This is a genomic window from Streptomyces sp. CNX435, from assembly GCF_059570575.1.
On record NZ_JCANTA010000031.1, the window covers coordinates 21609 to 35010 of the forward strand.

11 protein-coding genes and 1 tRNA gene are annotated in these 13402 nt (G+C 71.7%); 6 read left to right on the forward strand and 6 right to left on the reverse strand.

Translation table 11 applies throughout. From position 1 onward, the window contains the following. Nucleotides 1-4 precede the first annotated feature (4 nt). Nucleotides 5-628, reverse strand: a complete 624-nt coding sequence (locus T328_RS32585) for a TetR/AcrR family transcriptional regulator (RefSeq protein ID WP_496499846.1) — start codon at nucleotides 626-628, stop codon at nucleotides 5-7. A 97-nt stretch (nucleotides 629-725) separates the two neighbouring features. On the opposite strand from T328_RS32585, the gene T328_RS32590 reads away from it, so the two are divergent. From T328_RS32590 to T328_RS32600, 3 genes are all read left to right on the forward strand, one after another. Then, nucleotides 726-1214, forward strand: a complete 489-nt coding sequence (locus T328_RS32590) for a peroxiredoxin family protein (protein ID WP_496499847.1) — start codon at nucleotides 726-728, stop codon at nucleotides 1212-1214. Between the two features lie 889 nt (nucleotides 1215-2103). Next, entirely contained in the window at nucleotides 2104-2835 is a 732-nt protein-coding gene (locus tag T328_RS32595; protein ID WP_496499848.1) for a flavodoxin family protein, read from the forward strand. Between the two features lie 67 nt (nucleotides 2836-2902). Then, on the forward strand, nucleotides 2903-3634 hold the full coding sequence (locus T328_RS32600) for a hemerythrin domain-containing protein (protein ID WP_496499849.1): 732 nt from the start codon (nucleotides 2903-2905) through the stop codon (nucleotides 3632-3634). Between the two features lie 1548 nt (nucleotides 3635-5182). Here the strand turns inward: T328_RS32600 and T328_RS32605 are convergent. Further along, a tRNA-Thr gene (locus T328_RS32605) sits at nucleotides 5183-5256 on the reverse strand. A gap of 175 nt (nucleotides 5257-5431) precedes the next feature. Here T328_RS32605 and T328_RS32610 point away from each other — a divergent pair. From T328_RS32610 to T328_RS32620, 3 genes are all read left to right on the forward strand, one after another. Continuing rightward, nucleotides 5432-6568 carry an ABC transporter ATP-binding protein gene (locus T328_RS32610; protein WP_496499850.1) on the forward strand — a complete coding sequence of 379 codons (1137 nt, stop codon included), beginning with the start codon at nucleotides 5432-5434 and terminating at the stop codon, nucleotides 6566-6568. A 239-nt stretch (nucleotides 6569-6807) separates the two neighbouring features. Beyond that, nucleotides 6808-7221, forward strand: coding sequence for a hypothetical protein (locus T328_RS32615; RefSeq protein WP_496499851.1), 414 nt, complete (start codon nucleotides 6808-6810; stop codon nucleotides 7219-7221). Nucleotides 7222-7288: 67 nt separating this feature from the next. Continuing rightward, complete coding sequence (locus tag T328_RS32620; RefSeq protein ID WP_496499852.1) at nucleotides 7289-8011, forward strand: nucleotidyltransferase family protein; 723 nt, start codon at nucleotides 7289-7291, stop codon at nucleotides 8009-8011. Between the two features lie 192 nt (nucleotides 8012-8203). Here T328_RS32620 and T328_RS32625 read toward each other — a convergent pair whose 3' ends face one another. The 4 genes from T328_RS32625 to T328_RS32640 form a co-directional block, all read right to left on the reverse strand. Beyond that, the gene (locus T328_RS32625; protein WP_496499892.1) at nucleotides 8204-9925 is read right to left on the reverse strand and encodes a DoxX family membrane protein; all 1722 of its coding nucleotides are present in this window, start codon (nucleotides 9923-9925) and stop codon (nucleotides 8204-8206) included. 218 nt (nucleotides 9926-10143) lie between these two features. Continuing rightward, on the reverse strand, nucleotides 10144-11097 hold the full coding sequence (gene rlmB, locus T328_RS32630) for a 23S rRNA (guanosine(2251)-2'-O)-methyltransferase RlmB (protein ID WP_496499853.1): 954 nt from the start codon (nucleotides 11095-11097) through the stop codon (nucleotides 10144-10146). A 106-nt stretch (nucleotides 11098-11203) separates the two neighbouring features. Continuing rightward, nucleotides 11204-12607: a cysteine--tRNA ligase gene (gene cysS, locus T328_RS32635; protein WP_496499854.1), complete on the reverse strand. Its 1404-nt coding sequence runs from the start codon at nucleotides 12605-12607 to the stop codon at nucleotides 11204-11206. Between the two features lie 303 nt (nucleotides 12608-12910). Further along, complete coding sequence (locus T328_RS32640) at nucleotides 12911-13324, reverse strand: PPOX class F420-dependent oxidoreductase (RefSeq protein WP_496499855.1); 414 nt, start codon at nucleotides 13322-13324, stop codon at nucleotides 12911-12913. Nucleotides 13325-13402: the final 78 nt, after the last annotated feature.

Here is a 13402-nt window from a genome sequence, read left to right on the forward strand (position 1 = left end):
TCGCTCACCCCGGTCCCGCGGGACGGGCCACGTGCTCGATGGCCATGTCCAGGGCGCGGGCGAGCGGACGGCTCGTGCGGTGGGTCTTGGTCAGCAGCAGCCCGCCCTGCAGGGCGGCCATCACGGCTTCGGCGAGGGCCTCCGGGTCGGCACCCGGCCGCAGCTCTCCGCGGTCCCGCATGGCGGTGAGACCGGCGCGCAGCGGGGCCTCCCAGGCGGCGAAGCACTCCTGCAGGACGCCGCGCGTCCGCGCGTCGCCGTCGGCCAGCTCGTTGGCGAGGGAGCCGAGCGGGCATCCGCCGACGTGACCCAGCTCGTCCTGGATGGCGACGATCTTGTCGCGCCAGCCCCGCAGGGCGGCCAGGGTGTCCAGCGCGTCCAGCTCCGGGCGCTGGGCACCCATGACCTGCTCCACCTGGTGCCGGGCGACCGCCCGGAGCAGGTCGCTCTTGTCGGCGAAGTAGTGGTAGAGCTGCGACTTGCTGGTGCCGCTGGCCGCCATCACGTCGTCCAGGCTCGTTCCGGCCGCCCCGCGCTCGCGCACCAGCTCGGCGGTGGCCGCCACGATGCGGCCCTTGGTCGCCGCACCCCGACGAGTCAGCCTCGGCTCCTGCCGCACACCTTTCATGATTCTTACGGTAGCGAAACTGGACTTGATAGTCCAGTTTGCTGCTGCCTACGGTCGAACGACCCAGTCCGGCAAGAGACATGAGAGCAGGGACACCATGACGCGGCTCCACAACGGCCAGCACTTCCCCGACCTCCAGGTTCCGGCGATCGGGGGCAGAGGGACCCTGTCCCTCCCGGACGACCTCGCCGGGCACTTCGGAGTCGTTCTCATCTACCGCGGGTCCTGGTGCCCGTACTGCAACGCCCAACTTGCCGCCTTCCGGCGCGCCGCCGACACCCTGCAATTCCTCAACGTGCGCGTCGCCGCGCTCTCCGTCGACGATGAGGAGACCACTCGCGAACTCGTCGAGAAGCACCGCCTGGGCTTCCCCGTGGGGTACGGCGCCGACGCCGACGAGGTGGCCAAGGCCACGGGTGCGTACGTCAACGACGCGCCCGGCGAGCAGCGGTTCCTGCAGTCCACCGGGTTCGTGCTGGCCCCGGACGGCACGGTGGTCACGGCGGTCTACTCCAGCGGCGCCATCGGACGCCTGGTCCCCGACGACGTCGCCGGCCTGGTCCGCTACCTCCGCGACCACGGCTGACACGGCGGACCCGGGCGCGAAGCGGCCCGCGGCGAGCGGGGGCGCCAGGGCGGCCAGCGGCAGAACCACGGCCGGCGGTTGCCCGGGCGTCGACGACAGCCACCGGTGAACCGCTCGTAGCGACCGCGCGTGGTGCCTGGAGAGGCGGACGCCTCGACAGGCGCACGATGAGGAGACACCGGATGCCCTCACCTCAGTCCGGCAGCGGCGGTGGCGACAACTCCCACACCAGCCAGCGGGGAGGCTACGCACCACCGGCCCATGACTACGGCGCGTACCGGGAGGTTCCCCTCACCGACGACCAACTGCTCGGCCACCAGTCACAGGGATCCACGACGGGGCCACCCACCTGCGCTTCAGGGGACGCCGGACAGGGATACACGGCGGGCCACCCGCCTACGCTACGCGGGACGCCGCCGGCCAGAGTTCCGCTCCCAAGGACTCCGCCCCGGCACGCCGGGGGTCCGCTCCCGACGGTCCGCCCCCCGGGTATCCCGCCCAGGTTCGCCACTGGACCCAGGGGGACAGCGCAGACCGCACTCGGCCGACCATCGCCACCACGCACGGCACGCTTGGCCGAGGATTCGTCGGCAGCCCTGAGTCGATGAGTCCCACCGAAGGCCAGGCACACAGCATCATCGGCGGACGCGCCGCGGAAACCCTGCCCAGCACCAGCTGCCATTCCGCCCGGAGTGGTAATAGCAGCAGCACCTATTACTCCGCAGTCTCCCGGTTCGATGCCCCCAGGACGAATTCCGCGCCGGGGCGAGGAAGCGGGAGTTCCCGATAAACCGCCGACGCCGCGGGCACCCGCCCGTACGGCACAATCGGATGCCACGCTGAGTCGTGGAACTCATCCCGACCTTCCCGCACCACCCGAGGAACCCACATGGCCACAATCGACCGAGACGAGCACCAGCCCCGCTTCGCCGACCTGCGCGCGCTGTTCGTCAATTGCACGCTCAAGCGCTCACCCGAGATCAGCAACACCGAAGGACTCATCGACAAGAGCCGCACCGTGATGGAGAAAAACGGCGTCACCACCGAGCTGATCCGCGCCGTCGACCACGACATCGCCTTCGGTGTCTGGCCCGACATGACCGAACACGGCTGGGAGACCGACGCCTGGCCGGCGCTGTACGAAAAGGTGATGGCCGCCGACATTCTCGTCCTCTGCGGACCGATCTGGCTCGGTGACAACAGCTCCGTGATGAAGCAGGTGATCGAGCGGCTCTACGCATGCTCCGGAATCCTCAACGAGCGGGGCCAGTATGCGTATTACGGCCGGGCCGGGGGTGCTCTGATCACCGGGAACGAGGATGGTGTGAAGCACTGCGCCATGAACATCCTCTACAGCCTGCAGCACCTCGGTTACACCATCCCGCCGCAGGCCGACGCCGGGTGGATCGGCGAGGCAGGCCCCGGCCCCTCGTATCTGGACCCCGGCTCCACCGCCCAGGAGAACGACTTCACCAACCGCAACACCACCTTCATGACCTGGAACCTCATGCACATGGCCGCGATGCTCAAGCGCGCGGGGGGCATCCCGGCGTACGGAAACCAGCGCACCGGCTGGGACGCGGGTGAACGCTTCGACTTCCCCAATCCCGAGTACCGCTGACCGTGTTCACCGGGCCGGACGTGCCCGGACCTCGAATCACACACGCACCAAAGGAAGGTTGCCCGCGATGGGAACGAGCGCCGAGATCGAGCCGAAATCGGTGATGGAAACGCGGCTCACGCATGAGACCCACCGGGTGGTCACCACGCTGCTGACGGAGGCCGCCGACCGCCCCTCGGTCCCCCCGGAGGCGCTTGCGCAGTTGAGGGACTTCGTCGTGGCGAACCTGCGACACCACCACGAGGTCGAAGACGACTTGCTCTGGCCGCTGATCGCGGCGACCGCGCCGGAAGCGGGGCACGCGCTCGACGGGCTCGGCGACGAACACAAGCGTCTGGACGCCGCGCTCGACCGGCTTGCCGCCGTCGACATGACCGGGCTGGACGCGGCCGGCCTCGACGCGGCCGGGCCGGACGCGGCCGGCATCGATGCGCGACCGGCCGCCGAGGTACGCCGCGCTCTGCGCGAGGCGGCCGTCGCGGTGCGTGACACCGTGCACGAGCACCTGGCCCACGAGGACCCGGTCCTGTTGCCCGCTCTGCGGGACCACGTCACGTCCGCGCAATGGGACGAGTTCGCCCAGCGGGTGATCGCCTCGGCGCCTTCCGTGGCCGGGCATCTGATGATCGGACTCCTCGACGAGGTGGGCACCGCCGCCGAAGTGGAGGCGATAATGATGAATCTGCCGCCATCGGCACGGGCCGTCCTTCCCGCCCTTCGCGACCAGGCGATCGCCGACCTTCGGGTCCTGCGAGGAGACACGCCGCCGAACGCTTCCCCGGAGCAGGGCGTTTCGTAGCGGAGGCCGTCCGCTCTTTCGAAGTCCCGCATGACGCGGCCTGAGTCCGGCCGCCGGTGACCCCTGCCGACGGCCGGTGAACCGTCTCGTGGGCGCGGCCGTGGAGCGGCCCCACCGCGCGAGAAACGCGCGATGGGGCCGCTCAGCCGTATCCTCCTCAGTTCCCGATCTCCGAAGCGCCCGGCGGCCTGGCACGACGCCGCTGTGCGGAGGCGCCGTGCCGGGCGGGGGCGGCGGTCCGCGTCGGCCACCGCCGTTCACGCGATCGAGACCGCCCTGTCCTCTACGACGGGATGCGTTCAGCGGCTCGCCTTCTTCGCGCCCGGAGCGGGTCGTCGAGTCGGCACCTGCCTCGCACGACTGACCATCTCGTTCGGTGAGAAACCGCCTCGTGCGGAACGGCTTTGTGCGTCACGGCTTGGTGCGGGCTGCCGGTTGAGCGCGCCCTGAGCCGCCACCGGGTCCCTGAATATCGAACCCGGCTGCCCGTGGGCCGACATCCCCCCCGAGCTGGTCGACATGGGGGAAACGGAACCCGGTCGGCCGGTCGGCACGCTGTGCAGAGTGGACGGAGTCTGTAGCTGTTCAGACGCCTGATTCGTCGACGAAAGGTCCGTCTGCAGCCTTGGCGCCACCGGCCGCTGGCTGAACGCCTGCTCAAACGCCGCTGCGTCCGGCATCGAATCCGGCCGCCAGCGGGCCGACACCGCCGAGGACGGAGTCTGTTCCGGGTTATACGCCCGATACGATGAGTCCGTCTGCACAGGAGGCGCTGCAGCGTATCGGGCCCCTCGCTGTTCGGTAGCGTAGAGCGCGCTGTTGTAGTCCGGGGACGCCACGGAATCCGCGATGGTCCTCGCTGTCGGTGCGATGGTTCGGCGGGCCTCGGTTCGTATCCTGCTCGCCGTTTCCGCATCCCGGAGGTGTGCGTCTCGCTCGGCGATGAAACCCAGCCTTACCGTTAGCGATTCCCTGAGCGCTGCGCTCTGAGTCGCCAGCCATTCTTCGAATTGCTGCTGCTGACTCCCGTTCCCCGTGCTGGACGCGCCCCCACGACCCCCACCTTGATTGCTCATCATCGTTCTCCGTTCGCTGCTGAGCCACGGTGATCTTCAATGCCACCGGCCTGGTTGTCTGAGCGACAGATCTATGCCTCCCTTTCGGCCGGGGAGCACACACGAGACACAACGTGCGCGACGGAGGAACGGTTCAACCGCCCGGTGAAGGAGTTGCCGTGCCGTACCCCGGCCGGGCCATGAACCCTTCCGGCTCGAATGCCGTGGTCCTTGACGACTCTTCACGCGAAGCCCGTCGACGACAGCAGAGCCGACCCCGGGCGCGGCGGTCGTGGTGTTCGTGACGGCGCCTCCTGCTGAACGGGCATCATCGGCCTGCCGCTCACGGTCAGCTGAGCGCGCCTGGTGAGCCGGGGCCGCATCTGAGACCAGGACTGAGACCACGGACACCCGCGCCGTCCGCGCGCGGCGCGGCCGACGCATCCGCTCACGGAAAACCCCAGCTCAGAGCACTTCTGAGCTGGGGCGTCGGAGCCTCCTGTCGGATTCGAACCGACGACCTACGCTTTACAAGAGCGTTGCTCTGGCCAGCTGAGCTAAGGAGGCGCGTCCTGCAGTGTAACCGGGGCGCCGGGTGGCGCGGTGATGCGTTTTCGGGACCTTCGGGGTGATGACAAGCGGGCTGACCGGCGGGTACGGTCAGCGCCAAGGTCCACAGCAGTGGACTACACCACCTTTACTCGGATCGTCCGGCACGTTCCTGCCGGTGAAGGGAAACACCATGGCAACCGTTTCGTTCGACAAGGCCACCCGGACCTACCCGGGCTCCGAGAAGCCCGCGGTCGACGGGCTGGAGATCTCCATCGAGGACGGCGAGTTCCTCGTCCTGGTCGGCCCGTCCGGCTGTGGCAAGTCGACCTCCCTGCGCATGCTCGCCGGGCTGGAGGACGTCAACTCCGGCACCATCCACATCGGTGACCGCGACGTCACCCACCTGCCGCCGAAGGACCGGGACATCGCCATGGTGTTCCAGAACTACGCGCTTTACCCGCACATGACCGTCGCCGACAACATGGGCTTCGCGCTCAAGATCGCTGGCGTGCCGAAGGCCGAGATCCGGCAGAAGGTCGAGGACGCCGCCAAGATCCTCGACCTCACCGAGTACCTGGGCCGCAAGCCGAAGGCGCTCTCCGGCGGTCAGCGGCAGCGTGTCGCGATGGGCCGCGCGATCGTCCGGGAGCCGCAGGTGTTCCTCATGGACGAGCCGCTGTCGAACCTCGACGCCAAGCTCCGCGTCCAGACCCGTACGCAGATCGCCGGCCTGCAGCGGCGCCTCGGCGTCACCACCGTGTACGTCACCCACGACCAGGTCGAGGCCATGACCATGGGTGACCGCGTCGCCGTCCTGAAGGACGGCCTGCTGCAGCAGGTCGCCACGCCGCGCGAGATGTACGACAAGCCCGAGAACCTGTTCGTCGCGGGCTTCATCGGCTCCCCGGCGATGAACCTCGTCGAGGTGCCCATCACCGACGGCGGCGTGAAGTTCGGCAACAGCGTCGTGCCCGTCAGCCGCGAGGCGCTGGCCGCCGCGTCCGACAAGGGCGACCGCACGGTCACGGTCGGCGTCCGCCCCGAGCACTTCGACCTGGCCAACGGCGACGCGCCCGCGGACAAGAAGCTGTCGAAAGAGGCGAGCGACGCCCCGGCCGGTCTGCCAGTCACCGTCAACGTCGTCGAGGAACTGGGCGCCGACGCCTACGTCTACGGTTCCGCGACCGTCGGCGGCGAGGACAAGGACCTGGTCGTCCGCGTCTCCGGCCGCTCCGTGCCGGACAAGGGCGCCACGCTGCACATCGTCCCGCGCTCCGGCGAGACGCACGTGTTCTCCACCTCCTCGGGCGCCCGGCTCAGCGACTGACGCGACCGACGCGACCGACCGGCGCCGTGCCCCTCCGGAGGTACGGCGCCGTCGCGCGTTTCCGGGCCGTACGGAAGACGACGCACGCGGCACGTAACGGCACGCGCGTCGGAAAGTCCGCCTCTTCGTTCGACGTGGACGTCAGCAACGTCAACACGGAATTCGAATTTCCCGGCCAACCGCGCTCGTTCGAGTGACTCAATGTCGCCAAGTCACTACCGCTCGCTACCATCGCCCTCGTGAAACAGGCAGCCCGCCGTATCGGCAGAACCATCGCATTCGTCCTCCCCGTCGTACTCGTTCTGGCGGGTACGCTCGCGGTCGCCACCGTCCCCTGGGCGTCGCCCTCGACCGACTCCCGGATGCTCAGCACCTCCGCGGAGAGCGCCGCGACCAAGGCCGGCGCCCGCGCCCCGCACGAGATGCTGCGGGACCGCCTCATCGCCGAGTTGCAGGAGAGCGACCCGGGCACCGCGCTCACGCAGCTGCAGCGCGAGGTGCACGCCCGGCCGTCGCTCGCGCGGCACTGCGTCGGCATCGCCCGCGCGCTCGGCGAGGTCGCGGTGGCCAAGTACGGGATCACGCGCGCGCAGTCGTACGCGCGCCCGGTGTGCGACACCGCCTTCGCCTCGGGAGTCGTCTCGGCCCAGTAGGCGCGTCAGGGGCGTCCGGTACCCCGTACCCGCGGCCGTGTGCTACCGGCCGGTTAGGGTGCGGGGTATGACGGGACCCGCAGCAGCACAACCCACTCAAGCCGTGGTCCTTGCCGGTGGGCAGGGGTCACGGCTTCGTCCGTACACGGACGACCGCCCCAAGCCGATGGTCGAGATCCCCGGCACCGGCGTGCCCATCATCGGGCACCAGCTGGCCTGGCTGGCGGCCGAGGGCGTCACGGACGCCGTGGTGTCCTGCGGGCACCTCGCCGAGGTGCTGCAGGAGTGGCTGGACGCCACGGAGCTGCCGCTGAAGGTGAGCTGCGTGATCGAGAAGGAGCCGCTGGGGCGGGGCGGCGGGCTGAAGTTCGCGGCGGCGTCGCTGCCGCGGCCCGACGAGCCGTGGTACGCGACGAATGGTGACATCTGGACGAGGTTCTCGCTGCGCGCGATGGCCGCATTCCACCAGGAGCGGGGCGCGGACGCCACGTTGGCGCTGGCGCGGCCGAACATGCCGTGGGGCGCGGTGGAGACGGACCAGTTCGGGCACGTCGTCGACTTCATCGAGGCGCCGCCGTCGCCGTATCTGATCAACGCGGGCGTCTACGTCTTCTCCGCCGCCTTCCGCGACCTGCTGCCGGAGCGCGGCGACCACGAGCGGGCGACGTTCCCGCGGCTGGCGCGGCAGCGGCGGCTGGCGGGCTTCCCGCTGCCGCAGGGGGCGTACTGGCGGGCCATCGACACGGCGAAGGACCTGACGGAGGCGGCGAAGGAGCTGCGCCGGGGGTGAGGGCCTGGGGGGCGGTTCGTACGGTACGGGCTGAGCCCTGCGGATACGGGCGGCCGAGGCGGTGCGGGCCGGGCCCTGCGGATGCGGCGGCCCGGCGGGTGCGGCGGCCGGGCCCCGCGCGTACGGCGGCACCGCGCGTACGGCCGGGCCCCGCGGGCACGGGGCCGAACCCCGCCCCCGCTGCCGCTACGCCTAACCCAGCAGCCCGCCCACCAGACCCGGCGGCTTCTCCTCGCCGCCCCCGCCCGTCGAGCCACCGCCCCCCGTGCTCCCCGCACCGCCCCCACCCGGCTCCGCCCCGCCCGTGCCCGGGTCCGTGCCGGACCCGGCGTCGGAGGGCGGCGGCGCCGGGTTCTCGGCGGACGGGGGCGGCGCCTGGGAGGCCGGGGGCGCGGCCGGCTGCTGCTCCGGGGCGACGCTGCCGGACTCCGTCGCCGGACCCGCGTCCGCCGCGCCCGGCTCGGGGCCGGCGCCGGGGGAGGGCGGCGCGCCACCGGGCAACCCGGAGCCGTCCCGCGACGGGGTCGCCGAGCCCGCGTCGCCGCCCCGGGCCTCGCCGCCGGGCGGGGTGGGCAGCGGGGTGCCCGGCAGGTGGTTGACGGGCGGCTCGTCGGGGCCGGGTACCCGTACCGTGCTCGACGACCGCACCGCCGCGCCCAGCGTCGACCCCACCAGCAGCGCCAGCCCCACGATCACCGTGGCCAGCACCGTCCCGCGGCGCAGCACCCGGCGGCGCAGCTCCCACAGCTCCGACCGCGGCCCCAGCGTCCGCCACGCCTCGCCGGCGAGCCGGGCGTCGAGGGAGTAGACGGGGGCGCCGGCGATCACGAGCGGGGACCAGGCGGCGAGGAACAGGGCGTCCGTCGCGTCGTACGCGGACGACGTCTGCCACGCCACCGTCACCAGCAGCCCGAGCGCGAGCAGCCCGCCCACGGCCGCCGCGAGCCGCTGCCACAGCCCGCAGATCGTCAGCACGCCGACGATGATCTGCAGGAACGCCACCGTCAGCCCGGCGCCCACGGGGTGCGCGAGCGCGATGTCGTACAGCGGCCGTGCGACCAGCCACGGGTCCATCCGGTCCAGCCAGCCGCGCATCGAGCCGTGCTCGCCGCCGTCGAAGAACAGCGGGTCGCTGAGCTTGCCCATGCCGGTGTAGAGCGAGACGAGGCCGAGGACGATGCGCAGGGGGAGCAGGACGACGCCGAGGTTCATCCGGCGGCCGGGGTAGTAGGCGTGCCGTACGGGGTCGGCGCCGTGGCGCTGGGTACGGCCGCGGGGGCGGTCGGCGTCGGCGTCCTCGTCGGCGTCCGCGTACGGGCCGGCGTAGGGCTCGGCATACGGGCCGGCGTAGGGGCCGCCGGGCTCGGCGTACGGGTCGTACGGCCCGTCGTAGCCGCCGTGCGCCCGCTCCCTCCCGTACGGACCGGCGGGCGCCGGGATCCGGGGGAGCATCTGCGTGGCGTCCCCGGCGCCGGGGGCGTCGATGCGCGGCAGCACGTACGTGGCGTCGTCGTCGACGTGCGGCAGCACCTGGGTTGCGTCGTCGAAGCGGGGGAGCAGCTGCGTCGAGGTGGCGTCGGCGCCGCCCGCGGGGTGCCGGTCCGCGGGGTGCCGGTCCGCGGCGTAGCCGCGGGGGATGGCCTGCAGCAGTCGGCCGGCGGCGGTGTCGTCGACGCGGCCGGTCCACACCACGGGCGCCCGCCGCCGCGCCGCCCTCGGGCCCACGGAACCTCCGGCGCCACCCACGGCCCCGGCCCCCACCAGGGCCGGCGCAAGCCCCCCGACTCCGGCTCCGTCCCCGTACAGCGGCGCAGGCGCCGCGGCGAGCGTCCGGTGGGACGAGGGCCCCAGCCGCACCCGGAAGCTCGGGCTGTCGACGTTGATCCGGGTGGGGTCGCTGGGGACCCGCACCATCGTCAGCCGGCCGGTGTCCTCGGGCTCCTGGGCGCGACCACCCGTGGGGGTGGGCGGTGTTCTGGTGTCCACACTCCACTAACCGAGTGACGCAGCATTAAGACACTGCCAGACAGTGCCAGACACCGCCTGACACAGCCCTTTTGTGTCGGAGGTCCGTCAAACACACCATTCGCTGGGGCTCGTTCCGATTCGCCGCGCGCCGTCCCGCACGGCGCTCACGCCCGCCTGCGCGCCGCCTCGTACAGCACCACCCCGGCCGCGACCCCCGCGTTCAGCGACTCCGAGCCGCCCGGCATCGGGATCCGTACGCGCACGTCACACGTCTCCCCCACCAGCCGCGACAGGCCCTTGCCCTCGCTGCCGACCACGATGCACACGGGCCCGTCCAGCAGGTCCAGCTCCGGCAGCTCGACCTCCCCGTCGGCCGCGAGCCCGACGACCATCACGCCGGCCTTCTGGTACGCCTCCAGCGCCCGCGTCAGGTTCGTAGCCCGGGCGACCGGCGTACGCGCCGCCGTACCCGCCGACGACTTCCACGCCCCCGCCGTCATCCCCGCCGCCCGCCGCTCCGGGATGACGACGCCGTGCCCGCCGAAGGCGGAGACGGAGCGGACGACGGCGCCCAGGTTCCGCGGGTCCGTGACCCCGTCGAGCGCGACGGCCAGCAGATCCGCGGCGTCCCCGGCGGCGGCGTCGAGCAGGTCGTCGGGGTGGGCGTACTCGTACGGCGGGACCTGCAGCACCAGCCCCTGGTGGTTCAGGCCGTCCGTCATCCGGTCCAGCTCGGGGCGCGGCGCCTCCATCAGGTGGATGTCGCCGCGGTCCGCGACGAGCTGCAGGGCGCCGCGCACCCGGTCGTCGCTGTCGAGGTACTGCTGGACGTACAGCGTCGTGGCCGGCACGCCGTCGCGCAGCGCCTCGTACACCGAGTTGCGGCCGACGACCAGCTCGCTGCTGCCCCGGCCGCCGCGGCGCGCGGCGGGGCGGGCCGCGGCGGCCTTCTTGGACCGCGCCTTGGCGGCGCGCTGCCTGGCGTGCCCGGGCCGCAGCTCGGCGGGCGGCGTGGGGCCCTTGCCCTGGAGCGAGCGGCGGCCCTTGCCGCCGGTGCCCTTGGTCGCGCCCTTCTTGCTCGCCGTTCTGCGGCCCCGGCGCTGACTGTTCCCGGCCATGGGGGTTCCACCTGCTTCTGCGATCGGTGTTTCGCTGCGTCATTCGCTACTTCATGAGTGTGCCGCCCGGTCGCCCGGGCGGCACACTCAGGTTCGGTTCCGTCGGTCAGCTCAGCGACCAGCGCGGCCCGTCGGGGGTGTCCTCGATGGCGAGGCCCGACTGCTGCAACTGGTCACGGATGGCGTCGGCCGCGGCGTAGTCTTTGCGCGCCCGCGCCGCCTCGCGCTGCTCCAGCACCAGCCGTACGAGCGTGTCGACGGCCCCGTGCAGGTCCGCCCCGCGGTCGGCGCCGCCCGCCCCCGTCCAGTGCGCGTCGAGCGGGTCGAGGCCGAGCACGCCGAGCATGGCCCGTACCTCGGCGAGGCGGGCGACGGCGGCTTCCTTGTCGTCGGCGGACAGGGCGGCGTTGCCCTGCCGGACGGTGGTGTGCACGACGGCGAGCGCCTGCGGCACCCCGAGGTCGTCGTCCATCGCCTCGGCGAACGCGGGCGGCACGTCCGCGGCCGGGGCAATGCCGGCTTTTCCTGCTTTTTCAACTACACGCTGCACGAAGCCCTCGATGCGCGCGAAGGCCGACACGGCCTCGCGCAGCGCCTCCTCGCTGTACTCGATGGTGGAGCGGTAGTGCGGGGTGCCCAGGTAGTAGCGCAGGACGATGGGGCGCCAGCGCTTGACCATCTCGGAGACGAGCACCGAGTTGCCCAGGGACTTGCTCATCTTCTCGCCGCTCATGGTCACCCAGGCGTTGTGCAGCCAGAAGTCCGCGAAGTCGTCGCCGAACGTCTTGGACTGCGCGATCTCGTTCTCGTGGTGCGGGAAGACGAGGTCGATGCCGCCACCGTGGATGTCGAAGCGGGAGCCCAGGTACTTGTGGGCCATCGCCGAGCACTCCAGATGCCAGCCGGGCCGGCCGCGGCCCCACGGGGTCTCCCAGGACGGCTCGCCGGGCTTGGCGGCCTTCCACATGGCGAAGTCCCGCTGGTCGCGCTTGCCGGTCTCGCCCTCGCCCTCGGGCTGGCGGAGGTTGTCCAGCTCCTGGTTGGACAGGGCGAGGTAGCCGGGGTACGAGCGGACGTCGAAGTAGACGTTGCCGTCGGCGGCGTAGGCGTGGCCGGAGTCGATGAGCGCGCGCATCATCTCGATCATCTCGGGCACGTGGCCGGTGGCGCGCGGCTCGTACGTCGGCGGGAGGCAGCCGAGCGCATCGTAACCGGCGGTGAAGGCCCGCTCGTTCTCGTTCCCGATGGCCCACCAAGGGCGGCCCTGTTCGGCGGACTTGGCGATGATCTTGTCGTCGATGTCGGTGACGTTGCGGATGAACGTCACGTCGTAGCCGCGGTGGAGCAGCCAGCGGCGCAGTATGTCGAAGTTGAGGCCCGAGCGGATGTGCCCGATGTGCGGGGGGGCCTGCACGGTGGCGCCGCACAGGTAGATCGAGACACAACCCGGGGCGATCGGGGTGAAGTCACGGATCTGCCGGGTGCTGGTGTCGTACAGGCGAATGGTCACGCCTCAAGGGTAGTAGGCCCCGGACCCCCCGCGGGCCCCGGTCCGCGTACGCCCGGACGAGGTCCCGCACGCACAGCCGCAGCCGGTCCCCCGCACACCCGCCCCAGGGTAGGCCGACCCACTGACGCCCAAGCACGGCCGCCCCCGGCTTACCGGCTCACCCCGCCACGTCACCTTCCCCGCACACCCGCCCCAGGGTAGGCCGGCCCGCTGACATCGAGCCCGGGCGCTCCGCGCTCCGGCACTGGGCACCCGGCACCCGGCCCCCCGACGAGCCAGAGCGCCCGGTGCCGGCGCAGTCGCTCAGACCAGGTCGCCCATGCCCGAGACCTTCTCCGGCGTCACGCGGACGACGACCCGGGTGCCGTCGCCCCTGCGGCCCCCGCTGAAGGTGTCGTAGTCCTTGCCGGTGTACTTCATCGACAGCTCGTCGATCAGCTCCAGGCCGCCCTCGGTGGTGATGCTCGCGGTGCCGTGCACCTGGGCGTAGCTGTACGGGGCCGCGGGGTTGATCACGACGACGCTGATCCGCGGGTCGCGCTTCAGGTTACGGATCTTGACGCGCTCGGCCGTGGTGGAGAACAGCAGGTCGTCGCCGTCCCGCTTCACCCAGACGGGCGAGACCTGCGGTGCGCCGTCGGGCTGGATGGTGGCGACGGTGATGAAGACCTGGCCGTCGAGGACCTTCTTGAGGTTGTCGGAGAGGGCGACAGACACGATGGAGACTCCTCGGGTTCACACACTGGGATCTTCCTGGGTACCCAACAACGAACGCGCCACGGACCTTCCGCGCGG

Bases quoted from the DNA above. Each gene is read 5' to 3' on its own strand.
- T328_RS32585 (WP_496499846.1), bottom strand. From the start codon at position 628: ATGAAAGGTGTGCGGCAGGAGCCGAGGCTGACTCGTCGGGGTGCGGCG.
- T328_RS32590 (WP_496499847.1), top strand. From the start codon at position 726: ATGACGCGGCTCCACAACGGCCAGCACTTCCCCGACCTCCAGGTTCCG.
- T328_RS32595 (WP_496499848.1), top strand. From the start codon at position 2,104: ATGGCCACAATCGACCGAGACGAGCACCAGCCCCGCTTCGCCGACCTG.
- T328_RS32600 (WP_496499849.1), top strand. From the start codon at position 2,903: ATGGGAACGAGCGCCGAGATCGAGCCGAAATCGGTGATGGAAACGCGG.
- T328_RS32610 (WP_496499850.1), top strand. From the start codon at position 5,432: ATGGCAACCGTTTCGTTCGACAAGGCCACCCGGACCTACCCGGGCTCC.
- T328_RS32620 (WP_496499852.1), top strand. From the start codon at position 7,289: ATGACGGGACCCGCAGCAGCACAACCCACTCAAGCCGTGGTCCTTGCC.
- T328_RS32625 (WP_496499892.1), bottom strand. From the start codon at position 9,925: ATGGTGCGGGTCCCCAGCGACCCCACCCGGATCAACGTCGACAGCCCG.
- rlmB (WP_496499853.1), bottom strand. From the start codon at position 11,097: ATGGCCGGGAACAGTCAGCGCCGGGGCCGCAGAACGGCGAGCAAGAAG.